Below are 21,626 nucleotides of genomic sequence, written 5' to 3'. Positions count from 1 at the left end.
TCCTCAGGCGAATGCGGGTTCGGGGTGGGGGTCGTCGGCCGGCGGCTGGGCCGGCGGACGGCCGAGAGCCGGGTCGGCGGCGCCCCGGGCGGCGTGCCGGGCGAGCAGCACCCAGTTGGTGACGGCGAGCGTGCCGAGCAACAGGGTGAAGCCGACCAGCGAGGTCGCCATCAACCAGGGACTGATCGGCGAGACCGCCTGTTCCACCGGCAGCAACCCGTACGCCACCCAGGGATGGCGGCCGACCTCGCGGGCGATCCAGCCGAGGACCAGCGCCACGAACGGCAGGGGCAGGCTGAGCATGATCAGCCAGAGTGGGAACCGGAGGCGGATGATCCAGTCCCGCCAGAGCAGTGGGACGAGCAGCCAGAGCAGGCCGAGGGCGAAACCGATCAGGATCATGAAGCCGAGGCCGACGTTGGAAAGGGTGGGAGGCAGGTAGTCGCCGGGGCCGTACCTGGCGGTCCAGTCGGCGATCAGTGCGTCGGCCTGCGGGTTGCCACCGAACTTGGTGGGTTGATGCGCGCCTACCGGCCCGAACTGGGCGAAGCCGAAGCCCTGCACGAGAGTGATCGCCAGTGCGGCGGTGACCAGCCCGATCCGAAGTGAGGTGCGGAACAGCGCATGGTCGGTGGTGCGCCGGTTGAGGTGCCAGGCACTGACCGCCGCCATCAGCAGGCCGCCGGTGAGCAGCGCCGCCGACACCACGTGCCCGAGCGCCATCCACAGGGCGGGGTTGGTCAGCAGCGCCGGGAAGTCGGTCAGGTGGGCGACGCCGTCGCGTACCTCGTAACCGACCGGGTTCTGCAACCAGGAGTTGGCCACCATGATCCAGAAAGCCGAGGCGTACGCGGTGATCGCGACCCCGTAGAGCAGTGCGAGGTGCGCGCCACGGCGCAGCCGGTGCCAACCGAAGATCCACATGCCGAGGAAGGTCGACTCCAGGAAGAAGGCGACCAGGGTCTCGATCGCCAGCGGGGCGCCGAAGACGTTGCCGACGTAGCGCGACAGCCCGCTCCAGTTCAGCCCGAACTGGAACTCCATCACGATGCCCGTGGCGATGCCGAGCACGTAGTTGATCACGTAAAGCTGGCCCCAGAAGCGGGTCAGCCGCTCCCAGCGATGGTTGCCGGTCACCACCCAGGCGGTCTGCATCCCGACGAGCAAAGTGACCAGGCCGAGTGTGACGGCCACGAAGAGGAAGTGGACCGAGGCGGTCGTGGCGAACTGCAGGCGAGCGAGGAGCAGGGTGTCCATGTCGGCTCTCCCGGGACGGGGGTCGATGCGGATAGGGAGCCTACACGTAGAGACGCTACATATAGGTCCGCGGTGCGAGCCGGGCCGGCATGATCAGGGTTAATTCAGGGGCCGTCAGCTGAGGAAGAGCGAGACCGGCAGGGCGGCCACGGTCGCGGTCACGGACAGCGCCGTGGCACCGAGCAGCCGGGGCGGGCGTGTGGTGACCAGCAGCCGCTGCACCCGTACGTCCAGATCCCGGTCGCCCATGCCGAGCGCGCCGGCCGGCGTGATCCGATTCCCGGCGGCGGCGAACCGGCGCAGCGCGCCGGCCAGCGAAGCCTCGGCGTGCAACTCGCGGGCCTTGTCGTCGGCGCGCATCTCGACCAGCAGCGAAACCCGCTCGTGTGCCTCGCGAACCCAGCGGAACCAGGGCAGTGCCCGGCAGAGCGCGGTGAACGGCAGCAGCACCAGGTCGTGTCGCTCCTGGGCGTGCGCCCGCTCGTGGGTCAGCACCGCCTCCAGCTCAGCCCGGTCGAGCAGGCTGAGCGTGCCGGCGCTGACCACCACCCGGGGCCGCACCCCCGGCAGGCAGTACGCCGCCGCACCCGGATGGTCGAGCACCAGCGCGCCGGGCACGGTCGGATCCCGTCGGGCGACCAGGGTGAGCAGGTCCCGGTGCCGGCGCTGGGCGCGTACCGCGCCGTGGATGCTGCGTACCGTCGTGGTCAGCAGCACCGCCCCGATGCCGAGACCGACGCCGACCAACCCCAGGTGCACGGCACCGAGGCCGGCCGGCAGGGTGCCGTGCCAAAGGTCGTCGGCGAGCGCCAGCAGCGCACTGCCGGTGCCCCGCTGGTACGGGGCGAGGCCCAGCGCGATCGGCAGACCCATCGCGGAGAGACCGACCCCCAGGCCGATCGCCTGCCAACACAGGATCGCCACCCGAGGGCTGCGCCACGTCCAGGTGGAGCGGGCCAGCACCTGGGCGATCAGCCAGCACGCCACCATCGAGGCGGCGAAGTGCAGGGTGTGCGCCACGGCGTCGCCCTACCGCTCCGCGGCCTCGTCGGCCAGGCCAGGACGCGACGCCCGGTCGGCCTGCGGCGACTCGACCCGGTCGGTCAGCCCGCGGCCCGGGCCGTCCGCCGCCTGTCCAGGTGTGTCGGCTGCCGTCCCGGCCTCCGCCGAGAGCGCGGCGCGCAGCACGTCGGCCTCGGTGCCGGTCACCGAGCGGGCGAACCGGACAAGCGCCGCGTCCCGGCTACCGCCCAGGTCGAGCGCATCGAGCATGAGCTGGGCGATGTACGCCTCACGGCTGGCCGCAGCACGGTAACGCCATGCCCGACCCTCCCGCTCGCGCTGCACCATGCCCTTGCCGGCCAGCCGGTCCAGCACGGTCATCACCGTGGTGTACGCCAACTCCCGCCCGTCCAGAGCCTCGGCCACCTCGCGCACGGTGACACCATCCGACGTGGCGGGAACCGCGTCCCACAGCACGTCCATCACCGCACGCTCAAGATCCCCCAGCCGAGTCACCCCGCAATCCTACCCCCCGTAGTAGACCCACCCCCACACCCCAACCCCCTCGACCCGCCCCGCGCACGCACGCGCCCCGCCCACCAGAGCAACTTCGGGGAAACTGCTGCCTCACCCCCCGCCCGTTCCAGCAACTTCGGGGAAACTGCTGCTTCCGCCCCTGCTCGACCCAGCAACTTCCGAGAAGTTGTCCGGATCTTGAGCGAGGGGCCGGGGCAAGAGGGGCAGGGAACGGAACGGGAAGCGGGGCGGGAGGGGGAGGGGGAGCCGGGGGCACACGCTGGGCACCACTCCGCGAGCCGTGACCCACGGACGGCCCGTGCCCACGTCAGGGTTTCCGGGGAGCCCCGCCCGCGCAGGGATCAAGCCTGACCGCCCGGAGCGGGCGGGGCTCCCCGGAAACCCAAAAGCGAAGGCTCCCCGGAAACCCCACAAGCGCAGGCCCCCGGAAACCCGCCCGGCACAGAGCCGCTCAAACCCCCTTGGGGTGCCAGACGGTCTTCGTCTCCAGCAGGGCGGTCATTCGGCCGAGACCGGGATCCGTCGACCAGTCGTGATCCGCTGGTACCGGCCGGAGCACCCGCTTGAGGTTCTCCGCCGCCTTGACCTCCAGGTCGGCGGCCAGCTCCGGGTCGGTCACGCCGGTCAGGTCGATCGCGTTGACGTCCATGTGCGCGGCCAGCGTGGGTACGGTCTCCGACAGCCGGCCGGTGAGGATGTTGACCACCCCGCCCGGCAGATCGGAGGTGGCCAGCACCTCGGCCAGGGTCACCGCGGCCAGTGGTGCGGTCGGCGAGGCGGCCACCACCACCGTGTTGCCGGTGACGATCGCCGGGGCGATCACGCTGACCAGCCCGAGCAGGGCCGGTGTCTCGGGGGCGACCACCGCCACCACACCCGTCGGCTCGGGCGCCGACAGGTTGAAGTACGGCCCGGCGACCGGGTTCGCGCCGCCGTACACCTGCGGGAGCTTGTCCGACCAGCCGGCGTACCAGACCCAGCGGTCGGTCGCCGTGTCCACCTCGTCGCCCGGCACGCCGAGCGCGACGAACTGCTCGCGTCGGCCTTCCAGCATCTCGGCGACCCGGTAGAGGATCTGACCCCGGTTGTACGCGGTCGCCCCGGCCCAGCCCTTGCCGGCGGCGCGGGCGGCCAGCACGGCGTCCCGCGCGTCCTTGCGCGAGGCCAGCGACACGTTGGAGTCCTGCACGAGATACGACCGTCCCGACTCGCTACGCGGGAACTTCCCGCCGATGAAGAGCTTGTACGTCTTGCGTACCGCGACCCGCTCAGACATTGAGGTAAGCCTCCAGCCCGTGCCGGCCGCCCTCGCGACCGTAGCCCGACTCCTTGTATCCGCCGAACGGCGAGGTCGGGTCGAACTTGTTGAACGTGTTGGCCCACACCACGCCGGCACGCAGCCGGTCGGCCGTCCACAGGATCCGAGAGCCCTTCTCGGTCCAGATCCCGGCCGACAACCCGTACGGCGTGTTGTTGGCCTTCTCCACGGCTTCGGCCGGGGTGCGGAAGGTCAGTACGGACAACACCGGGCCGAAGATCTCCTCGCGGGCGATCCGGTGCGCCTGGGTGACCCCGGTGAAGATGGTCGGCGCGAACCAGAAGCCCCGCTCGGGCAGCTCGCACGGTGGCGACCACTGCTGTGCGCCCTCGGCGGCGCCGGCCTCGGTCAGCTCCCGGATGCGGGAGAGCTGGGCGGCGGAGTTGATGGCACCGATGTCGGTGTTCTTGTCCAGCGGGTCACCGAGGCGTAGCCGGGCCATCCGCCGCTTGAGGGACTCCAGTACCTGCTCGGCGACGGACTCCTGGACCAGCAGTCGAGAACCGGCGCAGCAGACGTGCCCCTGGTTGAAGAAGATGCCGTTGACGATGCCCTCGACCGCCTGGTCGACCGGGGCGTCGTCGAAGACGATGTTGGCGGCCTTGCCGCCGAGCTCCAAGGTGAGCTTCTTGCGGCTGCCGGCGACCGCGCGGGCGATGGCCCGGCCGACGTCGGTGGAGCCGGTGAAGGCGACCTTGTCCACGTCGGCGTGCTCAACCAACGCCCGGCCGGTCTCGCCGGCACCGGTGACGATGTTGACCACACCGGCCGGCAGGTCGGCCTGCTGGCAGATCTCGGCGAAGACCAGTGCGGTCAGCGGGGTGGTCTCGGCCGGCTTCAACACCACCGTGTTGCCGGCGGCCAGCGCCGGGGCGATCTTCCAGGCCAGCATCAGCAGCGGGAAGTTCCACGGGATGACCTGCGCGGCCACGCCGAGCGGCTGCGGGTTGGCACCGAAGCCGGCGTGCGGCAGCTTGTCGGCCCAGCCGGCGTAGTAGAAGAAGTGCGCGGCGACCAGTGGCAGGTCGACGTCGCGGGACTCCTTGATCGGCTTGCCGTTGTCCAGCGACTCCAGCACGGCGAGTTCGCGCGAGCGTTCCTGGATGATCCGGGCGATGCGGAAGAGGTACTTGGCCCGGTCCCGGCCCGGCATCGGACCCCAGACCTTCTCGTACGCCTTGCGGGCCGCCCGGACCGCGCGGTCCACATCCTGCGCGCCGCCTTCGGCGATTTCGGCCAGCACCTCCTCGGAGGCCGGGTTGATCGACTTGAAGCTGCCGCCGTCGGCCGGGTCGACGAACTCTCCGTCGACGAAGAGCCCGTACGAGGGCTTGAGGTCTACCACCGAGCGTGACTCGGGGGCGGGTGCGTATTCGAACATCGCGGTCAGTCCAGGGTGAAGTAGTCGGGGCCGGCGTAGACGCCGGTCGTCAGCTTGGTGCGCTGCATCAGCAGGTCGTTGAGGAGGCTGGACGCGCCGAAGCGGAACCAGTCCGGGTGCAGCCAGTCCGGGCCGACGGTCTCGTTGACCATGACCAGGTACTTGATCGCGTCCTTGGTGGTCTTGATACCGCCGGCCGGCTTCACGCCGACCTGCCGCCCGGTGGCGGCCCGGAAGTCGCGTACCGCCTCCAGCATCACCAGGGTCACCGGCAGCGTGGCGGCGACCGGAACCTTGCCGGTGGAGGTCTTGATGAAGTCACCGCCCGCGAGCATCGCCAGCCAGGAGGCGCGGCGTACGTTGTCGTAGGTGGCCAGCTCGCCGGTCTCCAGGATCACCTTGAGGTGGGCTCGCGGTCGCCCTTGGCGACCGGCGTCAGCACTGCCGCAGGCTTCCTTGATTGCTGCGATCTCGTCGTACACCTCGGAGTAGCGGCCGGCCAGGAACGCACCCCGGTTGATCACCATGTCGATCTCGTCGGCCCCCGCCTCGACGGCGGCGCGGGTGTCGGCGAGCTTGATCTCCAGCGGTGCCTGGCCCGACGGAAACGACGTGGCCACGCTGGCCAGGTGCACAGCGCTGCCGCGCAGCACCTCGGCCACGTACGGGACCATCGCGGGGTAGACGCAGACCGCGCCGACGTGCGGGCAGGACGGATCGGCCGGATCGGGCCGCAGCGCCTTCGCGGCGAGTGCCCGTACCTTGCCGGGGGTGTCCGCGCCTTCAAGCGTGGTCAGGTCGACCATCCGGATCGCGAGGTCGATCGCCTCGGCCTTGGCGGTGGTCTTGATGGATCGGGTGCCGAGTTGGGCTGCCCGCTGCTCCGCGCCGACCTGGTCCACGCCCGGTAGGCCGTGCAGGAAGGTCCGCAGAGCGGTCTCGGATCGTCCCAGCTCGGAGAGGTCCGAGCGGGCCGACGTCGCTGTCGCCGTCATGTCTCGAAGTCTACGCAGGTTGACGCCGAGTGATCTTGGTCACCGCGTTCACCGGAGCGGAGCGCTCACGGGTGAGCGAGGTCGCTGGTCGTGGCCGGGACCCACGCGCCGATATCCGGGGCGGGTAGGTTGAGCGATCGTGGACGTACTCGTCATTGACCACCCGCTCGCCCAGTCCAGGCTGACCGCCATGCGGGACGAGCGCACCGATTCCTCCTCGTTCCGGGCGGCGCTGCACGAACTCACCACCATGCTGGTGTACGAGGCCGCGCGCTCCTTTCCCGTGGAGACGTACCCGGTGCAGACGCCGGTGACCGCCACCGAGGGCACCCGGCTGGCGAACCCGCCGCTGCTGGTGCCGGTGCTGCGGGCGGGCCTCGGCATGGCCGACGCCGCGCTGGGGCTGCTGCCCGAATCTTCGATGGGCTTCGTCGGTCTGGCCCGCGACGAGGAGACCTTCGAGCCGCGCGCCTACATGGAGTCCCTGCCCCGGGACCTCGCCGGTCTGCCGGTGCTGGTCCTCGACCCGATGCTGGCCACCGGCGGCTCACTGGAGCACTGCTGTCGACTGCTGGCCGAGCGCGGCTGCACCGACATCACCGTGCTCTGTGTGCTCGCCGCGCCGGCCGGCATCCAGCGGCTGGAGCGTTCCGGGCTGCCGCTGCGCCTGGTCACCGCGGCCATCGACGACGGCCTCAACGACAGCATGTTCATCGTGCCGGGACTCGGCGACGCCGGTGACCGGCAGTTCGGCGGCATGCCCCGCTTCTGAGCGGACGACGGCCGCTGACCCGGCGGCGGTTTGTGCTGCGGGCGGTGGCGTTCAGCGGCTAGCGTCTCGGGCCATGACTGGTGTGCCGCTCGCCGAGGAACTGCTCCTGCTCGCGTACGACGACGAAACGGGTAAGGCGACCCTGCCGCGGATCAGCCTCGACCTGGGCATGGCCGCCGCCGTCCTCATCGAGCTGGCCCTGGCCGGGCGGATCGCGTACACCGACGGGGCCCTGACCGCGGTGGACCCGACGCCGACCGGCGAACCGGTCACCGACGCGGTGCTGGCCAAGATCGCGGCTGACACGCCCCGCAGTCCCTCCTCGTGGGTGCAACGGTTGCGGCACGGTCTGCGCGACCGGATCCTCGGCGACCTCTGCGAGCAAGGCGTCGTCCGGGACGTCGACGAGACCGAACTCGGCTTCATCCACGTGCACCGTTACCCGGTGGTGGACCCGTCGGTGGAGGAGGAGACCCGGCAGCGGCTCGCGGTGGTGCTCACCGGTGCCGCGCCGGACGAGCGGACCGCCGCACTCGCGACCCTGGTCGCCGTGCTGCGGATGGAATCCGCCCTCGGTGTCACCGGCGAGGACGCCGACGCCGCCCGCCGCCGGCTGGAGGAGATCGCCAGCGGTGCCGGCTTCTCCGGTGAGGTCAGCCTGGAGGACTCGGTGATCCGCCCCTCGGTCGCCCTCGTGGTGGCCGCCCTAGGCCGCGCCGTAGAGCACGCCCTAGGCCCCCGCCGCTAACCCACCCACCCACCTTTCCTCCGTTGATCATGAGGTTGTTGTCGGCGACCCGGCGTGTCCCGGACAACAACTTCATGATCAACCGGGAGGGGCGGGGTGGTGGATGCCGAGGGCGTGGGCGATTTCGGTGCGGAGGGTGGTGATGGCGGACGCCGCGCGGGTGCGGGCCGTGGCCACGTCGCCGTTGGTGGGGGGTTCCACCACTTCCAGGTACGCCTTGAGCTTCGGTTCGGTGCCGGAGGGTCGGATCACCACCCGGGCCGCTGCGGTACGCAGGATCACCACGTCGGCGTCGGGGAGCAGGTCCTGTGCCTCGGTGACCGGCTGGCCGAGCAGGGTGGTCGGGGTGGCGGCGCGGATCCGGGCCATCGCGTCGGCGATCAGGCGCAGGTCGTCGACGCGTACCGAGAGCTGGTCGGTCTGGTGCACGCCGAACTCGGCGGCCAACTCGTCGAGCCGGTCGGTGAGCGTGCGGCCCTGCGCCTTCAGACCGGCGGCCAGCTCGGCCACGGTCAGCGCGGCGGTGATGCCGTCCTTGTCGCGTACGTGCTCCGGGGCGACGCAGTAGCCGAGCGCCTCCTCGTAACCGAACACCAGTGGCTCGCTACCGTCACCGGCCCGGACGATCCACTTGAATCCGGTGAGCGTCTCACCGTACGGCAGTCCGCGCGCGGCGCACATCGTCCGCAGCAGCGACGACGAGACGATGGTGGTGGCGTACAGGCCGGTGACCCCGCGTCGCATCAGGTGATCGGCGAGCAGCACACCCACCTCGTCCCCGCGCAGCATCCGCCAACCCGAACCCTCGCGGACCGCGACGGCGCAGCGGTCGGCGTCGGGATCGTTGGCGATGGCCAGGTCGGCGTCGATGCGCTCGGCGAGCGCGACCAACCGGTCCACCGCGCCCGGCTCCTCCGGGTTGGGGAAGCTGACGGTTGGGAAATCCGGGTCCGGTTCGGCCTGGTCGGGCACCACGCCGGGCGTCGGGAAACCGGCGGCGGCGAACGCGGCCGTGAGCACCGTCGCCCCGACACCGTGCAGCGGGGTGTACGCCACGGTCAGCTCCCGGGGGCCGCCCGGGGAGACGACACCGACCGCCCGCGCCACGTACGCGGCGACCAGGTCGTCGCCGAGCACCTGGCCGGCAGGGCCGAGCGCCACCTGGGCCAGCGGACCGACCGCGCGGATCGCTGCCTCGATGCCGGCGTCGGCCGGCGGCACGATCTGCGCCCCGGCACCCAGCTTCCCGCCCAGCCCGGCACCGAGGTACACCTTGTAGCCGTTGTCCTGCGGCGGGTTGTGGCTGGCGGTCACCATCACCCCGGCCACCGCCGACAGGTGCCGCACCGCGTACGCGAGCACCGGGGTGGGCAGTGGGCGGGGCAGCAGCAGCGCTGGTCGGCCCGCCCCGGTGGCAACCTGGGCGGTGCGCTCGGCGAACTCGCGGGAGCCGCGCCGGGCGTCGTACCCGATCACCAGCGGACCGGTGCCGCCCTGGGCGGCGAGCCAGGCGACCAGCCCGGCGGCGGCCTGGGTGACCACCGCGAGGTTCATCCCGTTGGGGCCGGCACGCAGCGGCCCGCGCAGCCCGGCCGTGCCGAAGGTCAGCGGCCCGGCGAACCGGTCGGCCAGTTCCGGCCCGCTGCCCGGCAGTTGGTCGAGCACCGCCCGCAGCTCCGCCCGACCGGCCGGGTCCGGGTCGTCGGCGAGCCAGCGTTCGGCCCGCTCGCGGATGGTGTCGAGGTCAGTGGTCTCCGCCGCCATGGCCTCTTGATAGCACGGCGCGGATCTCCACGGGCGGGTGCCCTGGTTCAGCCGGCCGCCGTGAGCTGGAACGACTTGAGCATCTCCGCGTAGATCGGCTTGCTCTCCTCGAAGCGGGCGTCGGTCGAGGTGAGGTAGAACGAGTAGAGCCGGCCGTCGTGGGCGACACCGTGCCAGATGCCGTGCCGCATCTCGTCGCCCTCGCCGCAGGTGTACTCGAACTCGGCCGAGGGCTTACCGGCCAGCTCCTTCTCCGCCATGGCGACCTGCGTGTACGGCTTGGAGCAGGAGGCCGAGCGGGTCTTCAGGCCGTTCTCGGCGACCTGCGCCCACCGGGTCGAGGTGCCGCTCCACTTCTCGTTGAGGATGCGCACCCGACGGCCGCTGTCCTCCGGGTCGGTGTAGTCGATGTAGACCCCACCGGCCGGCGCGGCCCGTTTCCAGCCCTTGGGCACCAGCATCTGCACCCCGCGCGCCGAGTGCTCCTGCATCTCGATGCCGGGTCCCTCGTCCGCCGAGCTGGACGGCTCGGCGACCGGGGTGGTGGGCGTCTCGTCGCCGCCGCTGGCGAAGGCCACGATGCCGATCAGCAGCAGCACCGCCAGACCGCCGGCCGCCGCCAGTTGCATCTTGCGCGGCCAACCCTTCACGGTGTCGACCACCCGGGTGCCGGCGGCCTTCGCCCGGTCGACCGGACTGCTGCCGCCGCCGGGAGCGGGGGCTGGCGTGCCGTACGGCTGACTGGGCGCGGCCGGCCACTGGGCACCGCCGTACCCGCCGACCCGCTGGGTCGCCTCGGGCTGGGTGCCGTAGCCGCCGAGCTGCTGGGTGGCGTCGGGCCCGGCGCTGTAGCCGCCGACTCGCTGGGTCGCGTCGGGCTGGCCGCCGTAGCCGAAGGCCTCCGGCCCGACCCGCTGGGTGGTGTCCGCGCCGATCCGCTGAGTCGCGTCGGCACCGCCGTAGGTGCGGCCGGCGGGCGGGGACAACGCGGCGCCCCGCTGCCCGGGACGGGCCAGGGCGTCGGCGCTGGTGTCCTCCATCGCGGCGCCGGCTGCGGCAGCCTGGCCGGGGCGCTCGCCCCGGCGCAGCGCGGCCAGCCGGTCGGTCAACGACTCGCCGGGGCCCAGCATCGCCCGGCCGCCGATCTGCCCGGACGGGGCCGGCTTGGCCGGGGCCGCCGGCGCGGTGATCGGCGCGGGCAGCGGCACCGGCATCACGGAGTACTGGTCGGTCATCGAGTTGACTCCGGCGGCGCTGCTGCTCAGCGGGCCGGCCAACAGCTCGCGCAGCATGGCGCGGGCGGTGTGCACGTCGAGCCGGCGGGCAGGGTCCTTCTCCAGCAGACCCATCAGCACCCGGGTCAGCGGGCCGCTGCGCTGGGGCGGGGCAGGCGGATCCTCGACCACGGCGTGCATGGTCTCGATCGGGTCGCCCCGGTCGAAGGGCGGTCGGCCTTCCACGGCCGTGTACAGCGTCACGCCGAGGGAGAACAGGTCGCTGGGCGGGCCGAACTCCTGCCCCATGGCCCGCTCGGGCGAGATGAAGTGCGGTGAGCCCAGCACCATCCCCGGGGTGGTGAGCTGCACGTCGGTGGGCATCCGGGCGACACCGAAGTCGGTAAGCACGCAGCGGCCGTCCGAGCAGATCAGCACGTTGGCGGGCTTGACGTCGCGGTGCAGCACGCCGATCGCGTGTGCCACCTCGAGCGCGCCGAGCAGCGCGATGCCGATCTTGGCGACCACGCGCTGGGCGATCGGCCCGTCCTCGATCACCATGTCGGCGAGGCTGCGGGCGTCCAGCAGCTCCATCACGATCCAGGGCCGGCCGGCCTCGGTGACCACGTCGTACACCTGCACCACCGCCGGGTGGGCGATGGCGGCGGCGGCGCGGGCCTCGCGCAGGGTGCGTTCGTACATCGCGTCGCGGTCGCTCGGTGCCAGGCCGGGCGGGAGGACGACCTCCTTGACCGCCACGTCACGGCGCAGAAGTGTGTCTGTGGCCCGCCAGACCGTACCCATGCCGCCGTTGCCCACCGCCGAGCGCAGCGAGTACCGGTCACCGATGACGGTGCCGGGTGTCGCGCGTCCGTTGGTGGGAGTGCTGACTGGTCCGCCGCTCCACGTCGGGATCTGAGTCACAGAAAAGCCACCGGGGGAAGTCGAGAGGGCTGGGACACAACCCCCCTATCTTGCTGGTTCAGACGCCCGATGCGAAAGCCGGCGCGGCGGACGTTTCCAGTACTCGACGGTACGTGTGCAGGCACTCACCTCTTGTCGCGTCCTGTTGCGGCGGGCGACGCGGTGTGCGGTATCCCTCACCCGCCAGCCGTTCCACCCGTCCTACCATCCGGTGATGAGCGAACGGCGGTCAAGCGAGTCCGGTTTCCCGATCAAGGGCGTCTACACGGCCGGCGATCTTCCCGGCGACCTGGACTCCCGCCTCGGCGCGCCCGGCGAGTTCCCGTACACCCGTGGGGTCTACCCCACCATGTACACCTCCCGTCCGTGGACCATGCGCCAGTACGCCGGCTTCGGTACTGCCACCGAGTCCAACGCGCGTTACCACCAGTTGTTGCGGGCCGGCACGATGGGCCTGTCCGTCGCCTTCGACCTGCCCACCCAGATGGGGTACGACTCCGACGACCCGATCGCGCACGGCGAGGTGGGCAAGGTCGGTGTGGCCATCGACTCCATCGAGGACATGCGACTGCTGTTCGACGGCATCCCGCTGGACAAGGTCTCCACCTCGATGACGATCAACGCGCCCGGCTCGGTGCTGTTGCTGCTCTACCAACTCGTCGCCGAGGAGAACGGGGTGCCGGGTTCGGCGCTCAACGGCACCATCCAGAACGACATCCTCAAGGAGTACATCGCCCGGGGGACGTACATCTTCCCGCCGAAGCCCTCGCTGCGGCTGGTCGCCGACACCTTCGGCTACTGCCGGAGCGAGGTGCCCAAGTGGAACACCATCTCCATCTCCGGCTACCACATGGCCGAGGCCGGTGCCTCGCCCGTGCAGGAGATCGCGTTCACGCTTGCCAACGGCGTGGAGTACGTCCGGGCGGCGATCGCCGCCGGGCTGGCCGTGGACGACTTCGCCCCCCGGCTGTCGTTCTTCTTCGTCGCGCGTACCACCCTGCTCGAAGAGGTGGCGAAGTTCCGGGCGGCCCGACGGATCTGGGCCCGCCTGATGCGCGACGAGTTCGGGGCGAAGAACCCGAAGTCGATGATGCTGCGCTTCCACACCCAGACCGCGGGCGTGCAGTTGACCGCCCAGCAGCCCGAGGTGAACCTGGTCCGGGTGGCGGTGCAGGGGCTCGGTGCGGTGCTCGGCGGCACCCAGTCGCTGCACACCAACAGCTTCGACGAGGCGATCGCGTTGCCCACCGAGAAGGCGGCCCGACTGGCGCTGCGCACCCAACAGGTGTTGGCGTACGAGACGGATCTCACCGCCACGGTCGACCCGTTCGCCGGCTCGTACGTGGTGGAGGCGATGACCGCCGAGCTCGAGACGGCGGCGGATGCGCTGATGGCCCGGGTGTTCGAGCACGGGTCGGCGGTGGACGCGATCGAGGTCGGCTTCCAGAAGCGGGAGATCGAGCAGTCCGCGTACCGGATCGCGCAGGAGATCGACTCGGGCGAGCGGGTGGTGGTCGGGCTCAACCGGTTCGCGATCGACGCGGAGGAGCCGTACGAGCCGCTGCGGGTCGATCCGGTGATCGAGGCGGCACAGGCCGAGCGGCTGGCGAAGCTGCGGGCCGAGCGGGACTCCGCCGCCGTGGAGCGTGCTCTGGTCGAGTTGCGGGAGACCGCCTCCGGTACCGGCAACGTGCTCTACCCGATGAAGACGGCGCTGCGCGAACGCGCCACCGTCGGTGAGGTGTGCGGGGCGCTCCGCGAGGTCTGGGGCCGTTACCAGCCCACTGACCGGTTCTGACCGCGCCCGGTCGTCGTCCGACGCACGGCCCGTCGTCGCGGGTACGCACGGCCCGTCGTCGCGCAGCGTGTCGAAGCGGCGGTACCCGGGTACTCCGCTTGCGGTGATCACGCGGACGCACACGGTGTGCGGTCGGAGGGCTGCGGTGCGTGTGAACGTCCACGGGTGATCGTTGCCGCGAGTGGTCGGGTAATTGTCGTACCGTCAGTTCATCGGCGCGACTAATGCGACAATTCGGAACGGCGACGATGGTTTCGAGAAGATTCTCGGCGCCCCAGGCACGATTACGCGTTGTAGGAGGTGAGGGGCGGATGACGGCGTACGACCGCGATCTACCTGCTGTCCCGCTCACCTTCGGACGCTCTCAGCAGGGCATACGTGACTCTGTGCGGTCCGATCATCACCGGAACGAGGTTGCGCAGAGTTACCGTCGGGGGTCTACGCTGTCTGCTGTTCCCGATGATCCATCCATTTCTAGTGATCGAAGAGAATTCGACGTGACGAGTGCGTTGACGATGCCGACCGGTCACCACCTGGCGCCGTCCTGGCCGGAGGCGCCGACCGGTTCCCAGCCCCTGCCCTTCGAGTTGGACCACCTGCTCGCCCTCCGGGTACCGGGCCTGATCGCCACGCGCCGTCACATTCACTCCCACCCGGAGCTGTCTGGCGCGGAATTCGAGACTGCGGCCCTGGTCGCCCGGGAACTCTCCCTGGCCGGGTTGCAGCCGCGACTGCTGCCCAAGGGCAATGGGGTGATCTGCGACATCAACGGCCGCCCGGACGGTCCCGTGATCGCGCTGCGCGCCGACATCGACGCGCTGCCGCTGTCCGATGTCAAGGACGTGCCGTACCGCTCCACGGTCGACGGGGTCTGCCACGCCTGCGGCCACGACGTGCACACCACGATCATGTTGGGCGTCGGCATGCTGCTCGCGCAGCTGGCCGACCTGGGCGAACTGCCCGGCCGGGTCCGGCTGATCTTCCAGCCCGCCGAGGAGATCCTGCCCTGCGGCTCGCTGGAGGTGATCGAGGCCGGCGGCCTCGACGACGTGGTGCAGATCTTCGCGCTGCACTGCGATCCGAACCTCCCCGTCGGCCAGGTGGGCCTGCGGGTCGGCCCGATCACCGCCGCCGCCGACAACGTCACCGTCCGGCTCACCGGCCCGGGTGGCCACACCGCCCGCCCGCACCTGACCGTGGACCTGGTGGACGCGCTCGGTCGCCTGATCACCGAGGTTCCGGCCCTGGTCAGCCGCCGGGTGCCGGCGAACAGTGGACTGCTGCTGGTCTTCGGGCACGCCTCCGCGGGCACCCGGTACAACGTCATCCCGTCCGAGGCGTCCGCCTCCGGCACCCTGCGGGTGATGGACCGCGACACCTGGGAACTGGCCCCGAAGATCGTTTCTCAGGTGGTCCGGGACGTCATCGCACCCACCGGGGCCACCGTCGACCTGGAGTACCTGCGTGGTCGCCCACCCGTCTGCAACGACGCGCGGGCCATCGGGGTGCTGAACGCGGCCACCGCCGCCGCGCTCGGCCCGGAGGGCATCGCGGAGACCCCGCAGAGCATGGGCGGCGAGGACTTCTCCTGGTATCTGGAGTACGTCCCCGGCGCCCTCGCCCGCCTCGGGGTCGGCCGCTCCGGGCCGAACGTCGACCTGCACCGGGCATCGTTCGACGTGGACGAACGGGCCATCCCGGTGGGCGTACGACTCATGGTGCAGACCGCGCTCCAGGCACTGGCGGCGGCGCGCTGACACCCGGCGGTGGCGGCGCGCCGACCGGTGCGACCAGCGCCGGCACCCCGGGCCGGTTCCGGCGGCGACGGCGGGCCAGCCACCACAGCGCCCCCAGCGGTACGCCGAAGACCAGCAGCCACGGCAGGACCGCACCCAGCACGGTGAGCAGGATGGTCATCGAGGACAGGAAGACCTGCCAGCCGCCCTTGAGCCCCACCAGGAAGCCGATCTGATTCTCCTCCTCGGGGATCGTGACGCCCGGACCCACCAGGGTGACCGTGATGGTGGACAGCGCGGTGAGGTCGCTCAGCCGCCGCTTCTTCGCCTCCAGTGAGGCGAGGTCGGCCTCCCGCCGGGCCAGCTCGTTCTCGATGCTCACCAGGTCGCTTATCGAGTCGGCCTGGGCGAGCAGCCGCCGGGCACTCTCCACCCGGGCCCGCTGGCTGGCGATCCGGGCGTCGAGGTCGATGGTCTCCTCGGTGACGTCCTGCGTTCCGATCTCCCGGCGCTCCTGCACGCCGAGGCCGGCCAGTTCCTCGACGACCGCGTAGAACCGGTCCGCCGGCACCCGTAGTTCGAGGTCCGCCACCGCATCGGCGTCGGAGCTGCGGCGTTGGTCCCCGCCGACGAATCCGCCGGCCCGGGTGGCCGCTGCGACGGCGTCCCGGGCGGCGATGTCCACATCGTCCACCTGAACCCGGATCGATCCGGTGTAGATGATGGACCGTTGGTCGACCCGGGTGTCCGTCGCCGCGCCGGCGCCGCCCTGGGCATTGCCGGGCGCGGCGGCCTCGCCGGGCGCACCGGCGGCACCCTCCTGGGCCGGCGCGACGGCGTCGGCCGCGGTGCCGGCCGCTCCTGAGTCGTCTCCGCCGCCACCACTTCCGCAGCCGGCGAGCATCAGCAGCGCGGCCAGTGTCGCCACCGTCGTGGTTCCGTTACCGCGGGCTCTTCCCATTCCCATCCCCGTTCCCCTCTCTGCTGCCCGGGCGGGCAATGGCTCGGACGCCACACACCACCGCGCGGGTTCCGGCAGACTGCGCTCAGGACGTCACGAATCGATATGGGAGGTATCACGATGCGGCTCACCAAGTACGCCCACTCGTGCCTGCGGGTCGAGCACGACGGGGGAGTGCTGGTCGTCGATCCAGGGATGTTCAGTGAGCCGGCGGTGGCGTTGGACGGGGCCGACGCGGTGCTGATCACCCACGAGCACCCGGATCACCTCGACGAGGCGGCGGTGAACCGGCAGTTGGAGCGGCGCCCCTTCGTCATCCACGGCCCGGCGTCGCTGGCCGGCGCGCTCGGCGACGCGGCCGACGTGCTGCGCCCGGTGACCCCGGGGGAGTCGTTCACCGCCGCCGGGATCCCGGTACGCGCCCACGGTGGCCGGCATGCGGTGATCCACCCCGACATTCCCGTGATCGACAATCTCGGCTACCTGCTCAACGACGTGGTCTACCACCCGGGCGACGCCCTGTTCGTCCCGGACGACGTCCAGGTCGACACCCTCTTCGCCCCGATACACGCTCCCTGGTCGAAGTTCTCCGAGGTGGTCGACTTCATCCGCGCGGTGGCACCGCGTCGGGTCTTCGCGCTGCACGACGCCCTGCTCAACGACAACGGCTACGCGGTGCTCGACCGGCAGTACACGGCGCTGTCCGGCAGCGAGTACCAGCGGCTGGAGCCGGGCAGCCGGATCGACGGCTGACCCGATGCCCGGCCCCCCACCCGAGCTCGTCGAGCAGCTGTACCGCACGCCGCCGGACCGGTTCGTCGCCGCCCGGGACGACGCCGCCGCGCAGGCCCGCCACGCCGGTGACCCGGGTACCGCCCGGGAGATCGCCCGGCTGCGTCGGCCCACCGTGGCCGCCTGGCTGGTCAACCTGCTCGCGCTGGAGCGACCGGAGCTGGTGTCCGAGCTGGCGCAGCTGGCCGAAGCGCTGCGGGAGGCCCAGCGCGAGCTGCGCGGCCCGCGCCTGCGGGAGCTGTCCGCGCAGCGGCGGGCGGTGGTCGGCGCGCTGGTCGCCGAGGTACGCCGGCTCGCCGCCGACGTCGAGGGTGCCCCGTCGGGCGGGAAGCTGCCGTTGGCCGAGGTCGAGGCGACCCTCAACGCCGCGCTCTCCGACGTCGAGGTGGCCGAGCAGGTGCGCTCCGGGCGGCTGCTGCGCCCAGCCCACTACGCGGGGTTCGGCGAGGTGCCCCGGCCACAGTTGCGTCTGGTGACCGGCGGCGAGGAACCGCCGCCCGCCGCGCCGGTCCGGCAGCGTCCGCCGGATCGGGGAGCGCTGCGGGCCGAACAGGCGCAGCGGGCGGCCCGTGCCGAACGGTCCCGCCGCCGCAGGGCGTTGGAGAAGGAACTGGACCGGGCGCGTACCGACCAGGAACGGGCCGAGACGGACCTGGCCGGCGCGGTGGCGACCGAACGCGACGGGATGGCCGCGCTGGACGCCGTCGAGGCGGAACTGGCCGAACTGGAACGCCGCCGGGCCGTCGCCGAGCAGGAACTCAGCCGGTCCCGGCTGGCCCGTCGGGCCGCCGAACGGTCGGTCAGCACCGCCCGACGACGGGCCGGCGAGGTCGAGGCCGCGATGGAGGCGTTGGACGCCGAGGAGGGGGATGCCGACTCCGACGGTTGACCGGCAGACTGGTCCCTCATGGACGGACCTTCGGGCGGATCCTTCACGTACGGACCTTCGGGCGAACCCCTCCCGGGCGCGCCGGGATGACGCCGGAGCAGGTCGCGGCGGCGAGCAAACCCGCGGTGCTCGCCCTCGGAGAGGCGTACAACCGGTGCCCGACCACGCTGCGTCGGGCCCGGCTGCTCGGCATTTCCGGGTGGGCCTTCTACGTCACCGGTCGGGCGGGCGCACTGGGTGACGTACGGGCCGAGACCGTGGCGGCAGCGCTCGGCTTCATCGCCCCCGACGCCGTGGCCGATGGCTGGGACGCCGCCGCCCGCGCGGTCCGCCCGTCCGAGGTGGCCGCCGCCAGCCTCGCCGAGTGTTGCCGGTGGGGTGAGGAGGTGCTGGGTGACGTGCCCCGCGTCGACCGACTCGCGGCGCTTGTGGAACGGGCCGTCGCGGCCGCCGACGCCAGCGCGATGCCACTGTTCGCGGCGTGGCGGGCCATGCCGTTGGATGCGCTGGCCGCCGGTGCCCGGGCCGCCGCCGGCCTACGCCTGCTGCGCGAACATTTCACCGGTGCGCACCTGGTGGCCGTACGCGCCAGCGGGATGACCCCGTTGGAGGCGGTGCTGGCCGGTCCCGAGGGTGCCAGCGGCGCGATGGCCTGCGGCTGGCCGCCGCCGTACCCGTCGGTCGGACCGTTGGTGCGGCGGCGGCTGTGGGCCGAGGCGATGACCGACCGGCTCGTCGCGCCCGCCTTCACGGCGCTCGGTCCGGCTGACGGTGCCGAACTGGTCGAGTTGCTGACCGTGGCGCGTACCCACGCACAGGGCTGAGAACCCGCCCATCCTGGGACGATCTTCCCGGGACCCGGGGTCGGCGCCCGACGCCAGCACGCCCGGTAGCAGACTGGAGAGGTGGGATACGAGCTACGCCGAAGCGGTGCCGGTGGGTCGGGACCGCAGCTCGATGACGTAGTCGTCCGGCGCGCCCGCCTTCTCGGCGGCGTTCGCGATCTCCGAGAGGTACCAGGACGTGGGCAGGCCGCCCTCGTAACCGTCGAAGACGTAGACCCAGGCGGTCACGTCGCCGTCCAGGGTCGAGATGCGGACGGTCAGCTTCCGGTACGTGGCCGAGGTGACACCCTCGATCTCGTCCAGCTGAGCCGCGTCGTACGGGTGGATGTCGTAGAGCGCCACGAACACCCGGTCGCCGGGAGACTCGACCACGGTGCTGACCGCGCCCTCCCAGCCGATGACGTCCTCACCGGCGAAGGTGAGCCGCCAGCCTTCCAGCCAGCCGATGCCCACCATCGGGGAATGCGGGCAGTAGGCACGCATTCGAGCGGGGTCCAGGTTCGAGCCGTAGGCGGCGTAATGACGCACGGCGATGACGATAGCCCGGCCGACGCGTGGGGGAGAATACGACGGTGCGTGTCGGACGCGTCGGGGAGAAGAAAGTCACTGTGAGCATGGAGGAAGGGCGGTCGTGGTGAGCCGGATCGTGATCATCGGCGGGGGGCCGGCGGGCTACGAGGCGGCACTGGTGGCGGCCCAGTTGGACGCCGACGTCACCGTCGTGGAGGCCGAGGGTGCCGGCGGAGCCTGCGTGCTGTCGGACTGCGTGCCGTCGAAGACGTTCATCGCCAGCTCCGAGGTGGTGACCGGCTACCGCGACACCGAGGTCTTCGGGGTGCACTCCGACGGGCTGGAGGCGGTCACCGTCGACGCCCAGGCGGTCAACGACCGGGTCAAGCGGCTCGCCCTGGCACAGTCCGCCGACATCCACGCGAAGCTGGTCAAGGCCGGGGTCACCTTCGTCTCCGGGCACGCCCGCCTCGGCGAGGACACGCTCGGTCACACCCACCGGGTGATCGTCACGCCGGACGGTGAGGAGGCCGCGTACGCCATCGACGCCTCGACCGTGCTGATCGCCACCGGTGCCACGCCCCGCCAACTGCCCACCGCGCTGCCCGACGGCGAGCGCATCCTGACCTGGCGACAGGTCTACGACCTGCCCGAGCTGCCCGAGCACCTGATCGTGGTCGGTTCCGGCGTCACCGGTGCCGAGTTCGCCAGCGCGTACCTCGCGATGGGCGTCGAGGTGACCCTGGTCTCCAGCCGCGACCGGGTGATGCCGCACGAGGACGCCGACGCCGCGCAGGCGATCGAGCGGGTCTTCCGGACCCGGGGCATGAGCATTCTGAACAACTCCCGAGCCGAGGGCGTCCGTCGTACCGGCGACGGCGTCGAGGTCGAGCTCTCCGACGGCCGTACGGTCTCCGGGTCCCACGCGCTGATCGCGGTCGGTTCGATCCCCAACACCGCCGAGCTGGGCCTGGCCGAGTACGGCGTCGAACTGGCCCGGGGCGGCTACGTGACGGTGGACCGGGTCTCCCGGACCAACGTGCCCGGCATCTACGCGGCCGGTGACTGCACCGGGGTGCTGCCGCTGGCCAGCGTCGCCGCGATGCAGGGCCGGATCGCGATGTGGCACGCGCTCGGTGAGGCGGTCCGGCCGCTGCGGCTGCGTACCGTCTCCGCGAACGTCTTCACCGACCCGGAGCTGGCCACGGTCGGGGTCTCGCAGGACGAGGTGGACGCCGGCAAGGTGCCGGCGCGTCAGGTGATGCTGTCGCTGGGCGGCAACGCCCGGGCGAAGATGGACGAGATCCCGGACGGCTTCGTCAAGCTGTTCTGCCGCCCGGCCAGCGGCCAGGTGATCGGCGGAGTGGTCGTCGCACCCAAGGCCAGCGAACTGATCATGCCGATCACGCTGGCGGTGGAGAACAACCTCACCGTCAACGAACTGGCTCAGACCATCACCATCTACCCCAGCCTCTCCGGCTCCGTCACCGAGGCAGGTCGCCAGCTGATGCTCCACGAGCTGGAGTAGGCGGCGACGACGGTGAGCAGGGCCACCTCGGCGAGGATGAGGGCCCGTTCGATCAGGCCGTAGTAGGCGCGGTCGCCGGGGTAGGCGGACCAGGCCATCACGACGGCCAGCAGCAGGCTGGTCACGGTCAGGGCGCGCAGCCAGAGACCGGTCCGGGCACCGGCGGGCAGCCGGGCGGCGAGCAACCAGCCGGCGATCGGCAGCGCGAGGAACGCCACCACCGAGGCGTACCGGTGCACGTAGGCGGCCGTACCCATCTCGGTGCCGGGCGGGTTGGTCGGCACCAGGCCCGACACCAGCAGCCCGCCCGCCCAGACCGCCAACAGCCACTCCGCGGCCCAGTTACGGCGACTGACACGTGTCACGGCGGCGAAGGCTCGCGGCCCGGCCGGTGGACCGAGCTGACCCAGCGTCGGGATGAGCACGGCGGAGGCGGCGGCGAGCAGCAGCATGGCCACGTGGATGATCTCGCCGGAGTCGGAGACGGCGTAGTCGCTGACGGTCAGGTTGACCGGGTCGAGGTCGCTGACTCCGGCATGACCGATGACGGTGAGCACCGCCGCGAGGACGATCCCACCGAGGGCCAGTGCACCGCTGTTCCGGATTCCAGGCATGCCTCAGCCTGTCGTCGCGGGCACCTCAGGCGGATCCGGGA

General features: G+C 71.6%; 19 protein-coding genes. 8 read left to right on the top strand and 11 right to left on the bottom strand.

Annotation, left to right across the window (positions count from 1 at the left end; translation table 11 throughout):
- Nucleotides 1-3: 3 nt before the first annotated feature.
- The 6 genes from AB0J93_RS20095 to deoC form a co-directional block, all read right to left on the bottom strand.
- On the bottom strand, nt 4-1,257 hold the full coding sequence (locus AB0J93_RS20095) for a cytochrome ubiquinol oxidase subunit I (RefSeq protein WP_363923825.1): 1,254 nt from the start codon (nt 1,255-1,257) through the stop codon (nt 4-6).
- Nucleotides 1,258-1,371: 114 nt separating this feature from the next.
- The gene (locus tag AB0J93_RS20090; RefSeq protein ID WP_363923824.1) at nt 1,372-2,277 is read right to left on the bottom strand and encodes a M56 family metallopeptidase; all 906 of its coding nucleotides are present in this window, start codon (nt 2,275-2,277) and stop codon (nt 1,372-1,374) included.
- 9 nt (nt 2,278-2,286) lie between these two features.
- Nucleotides 2,287-2,775: a BlaI/MecI/CopY family transcriptional regulator gene (locus tag AB0J93_RS20085; RefSeq protein WP_363923823.1), complete on the bottom strand. Its 489-nt coding sequence runs from the start codon at nt 2,773-2,775 to the stop codon at nt 2,287-2,289.
- A 472-nt stretch (nt 2,776-3,247) separates the two neighbouring features.
- Nucleotides 3,248-4,072, bottom strand: coding sequence for an aldehyde dehydrogenase family protein (locus AB0J93_RS20080; RefSeq protein WP_363923822.1), 825 nt, complete (start codon nt 4,070-4,072; stop codon nt 3,248-3,250).
- Nucleotides 4,065-5,495, bottom strand: a complete 1,431-nt coding sequence (locus AB0J93_RS20075) for an aldehyde dehydrogenase family protein (protein ID WP_363923821.1) — start codon at nt 5,493-5,495, stop codon at nt 4,065-4,067. The genes AB0J93_RS20080 and AB0J93_RS20075 overlap by 8 nt, the downstream gene beginning before the upstream one ends.
- Before the next feature lie 5 nt (nt 5,496-5,500).
- Nucleotides 5,501-6,490, bottom strand: a complete 990-nt coding sequence (gene deoC / locus AB0J93_RS20070) for a deoxyribose-phosphate aldolase (RefSeq protein WP_363923820.1) — start codon at nt 6,488-6,490, stop codon at nt 5,501-5,503.
- 139 nt (nt 6,491-6,629) lie between these two features.
- Here deoC and upp point away from each other — a divergent pair, with 139 nt between their 5' ends.
- Nucleotides 6,630-7,262 carry a uracil phosphoribosyltransferase gene (gene upp, locus AB0J93_RS20065; protein ID WP_363923819.1) on the top strand — a complete coding sequence of 211 codons (633 nt, stop codon included), beginning with the start codon at nt 6,630-6,632 and terminating at the stop codon, nt 7,260-7,262.
- A gap of 73 nt (nt 7,263-7,335) precedes the next feature.
- Nucleotides 7,336-8,010 (top strand): GPP34 family phosphoprotein, encoded by a 675-nt coding sequence (locus tag AB0J93_RS20060; protein WP_363923818.1) that lies wholly within the window; start codon nt 7,336-7,338, stop codon nt 8,008-8,010.
- Between the two features lie 78 nt (nt 8,011-8,088).
- Here AB0J93_RS20060 and AB0J93_RS20055 read toward each other — a convergent pair whose 3' ends face one another.
- Complete coding sequence (locus AB0J93_RS20055; RefSeq protein ID WP_363923817.1) at nt 8,089-9,774, bottom strand: phospho-sugar mutase; 1,686 nt, start codon at nt 9,772-9,774, stop codon at nt 8,089-8,091.
- Between the two features lie 47 nt (nt 9,775-9,821).
- Nucleotides 9,822-11,912: a serine/threonine-protein kinase gene (locus AB0J93_RS20050; RefSeq protein ID WP_363923816.1), complete on the bottom strand. Its 2,091-nt coding sequence runs from the start codon at nt 11,910-11,912 to the stop codon at nt 9,822-9,824.
- Between the two features lie 214 nt (nt 11,913-12,126).
- Here AB0J93_RS20050 and AB0J93_RS20045 point away from each other — a divergent pair, with 214 nt between their 5' ends.
- Together AB0J93_RS20045 and AB0J93_RS20040 are read left to right on the top strand one after the other, a co-directional pair.
- Entirely contained in the window at nt 12,127-13,710 is a 1,584-nt protein-coding gene (locus AB0J93_RS20045; RefSeq protein ID WP_363923815.1) for a methylmalonyl-CoA mutase family protein, read from the top strand.
- Between the two features lie 497 nt (nt 13,711-14,207).
- Nucleotides 14,208-15,467: an amidohydrolase gene (locus tag AB0J93_RS20040; RefSeq protein ID WP_363923814.1), complete on the top strand. Its 1,260-nt coding sequence runs from the start codon at nt 14,208-14,210 to the stop codon at nt 15,465-15,467.
- Here AB0J93_RS20040 and AB0J93_RS20035 read toward each other — a convergent pair.
- Nucleotides 15,424-16,413, bottom strand: a complete 990-nt coding sequence (locus AB0J93_RS20035) for a DUF4349 domain-containing protein (protein ID WP_363923813.1) — start codon at nt 16,411-16,413, stop codon at nt 15,424-15,426. The genes AB0J93_RS20040 and AB0J93_RS20035 overlap by 44 nt on opposite strands.
- A 114-nt stretch (nt 16,414-16,527) precedes the next feature.
- Between AB0J93_RS20035 and AB0J93_RS20030 the strand changes: the two genes are divergently transcribed.
- From AB0J93_RS20030 to AB0J93_RS20020, 3 genes are all read left to right on the top strand, one after another.
- Nucleotides 16,528-17,160, top strand: coding sequence for an MBL fold metallo-hydrolase (locus AB0J93_RS20030; protein WP_363923812.1), 633 nt, complete (start codon nt 16,528-16,530; stop codon nt 17,158-17,160).
- 4 nt (nt 17,161-17,164) lie between these two features.
- On the top strand, nt 17,165-18,088 hold the full coding sequence (locus tag AB0J93_RS20025) for a hypothetical protein (RefSeq protein ID WP_363923811.1): 924 nt from the start codon (nt 17,165-17,167) through the stop codon (nt 18,086-18,088).
- A gap of 86 nt (nt 18,089-18,174) precedes the next feature.
- Nucleotides 18,175-18,912: a hypothetical protein gene (locus tag AB0J93_RS20020; RefSeq protein ID WP_363923810.1), complete on the top strand. Its 738-nt coding sequence runs from the start codon at nt 18,175-18,177 to the stop codon at nt 18,910-18,912.
- 93 nt (nt 18,913-19,005) lie between these two features.
- On the opposite strand, the gene AB0J93_RS20015 is transcribed toward AB0J93_RS20020, so the two are convergent.
- Nucleotides 19,006-19,461, bottom strand: coding sequence for a gamma-glutamylcyclotransferase (locus AB0J93_RS20015; protein ID WP_363923809.1), 456 nt, complete (start codon nt 19,459-19,461; stop codon nt 19,006-19,008).
- Nucleotides 19,462-19,567: 106 nt separating this feature from the next.
- Here AB0J93_RS20015 and AB0J93_RS20010 point away from each other — a divergent pair, with 106 nt between their 5' ends.
- Nucleotides 19,568-20,971 carry an NAD(P)H-quinone dehydrogenase gene (locus AB0J93_RS20010; RefSeq protein ID WP_363923985.1) on the top strand — a complete coding sequence of 468 codons (1,404 nt, stop codon included), beginning with the start codon at nt 19,568-19,570 and terminating at the stop codon, nt 20,969-20,971.
- Here the strand turns inward: AB0J93_RS20010 and AB0J93_RS20005 are convergent.
- The gene (locus AB0J93_RS20005; protein WP_363923808.1) at nt 20,905-21,585 is read right to left on the bottom strand and encodes a DUF998 domain-containing protein; all 681 of its coding nucleotides are present in this window, start codon (nt 21,583-21,585) and stop codon (nt 20,905-20,907) included. The genes AB0J93_RS20010 and AB0J93_RS20005 overlap by 67 nt on opposite strands.
- Between the last annotated feature and the right edge of the window lie 41 nt (nt 21,586-21,626).

This window comes from Micromonospora sp. NPDC049374 (genome assembly GCF_040677165.1).
Lineage (GTDB): Bacteria > Actinomycetota > Actinomycetes > Mycobacteriales > Micromonosporaceae > Micromonospora.
Note: the sequence above shows the minus strand (reverse complement) of the source record. Positions and strands in the feature narration are given on the sequence as shown.